This is a genomic window from Bacillus sp. SIMBA_031 (assembly GCF_046535225.1).
GTDB classification, from domain to species: domain Bacteria; phylum Bacillota; class Bacilli; order Bacillales; family Bacillaceae; genus Bacillus; species Bacillus velezensis.
In genome coordinates, this window is the sequence record NZ_JAWRXC010000679.1 from 1 (window position 1) to 236 (window position 236).

General features: G+C 60.6%; 1 protein-coding gene. It reads right to left on the reverse strand.

The genetic code is table 11. From position 1 onward, the window contains the following. Nucleotides 1-221, reverse strand: a 221-nt coding sequence (locus SB724_RS21785) for a site-specific integrase (RefSeq protein ID WP_486304070.1), incomplete at its 3' end; no start/stop codon positions are given. Between the last annotated feature and the right edge of the window lie 15 nt (nucleotides 222-236).

Consider the following 236-nt stretch of genomic DNA (forward strand, 5'->3'; position numbering starts at 1 on the left):
GTGCGGTCGTAAGCGCGTCCGAGAGGGTCTTTTACGGCGTGGGCGAGTTGAGCCTCGACAATCTCGGCTGCTATGCGAAGACGTTCCACCATGATCGTGCGAGCAGTCGCCCGGAAGCCGTGTCCGGTCATTGTTTCTCCGTCGTAACCCAGCCGGCGGAGTGCGCTATTGATCGTGTTCTCAGACATCGGCCGGCTGCGGGACCTGATACTTGGGAACAAATAGTGGTCGCCGCC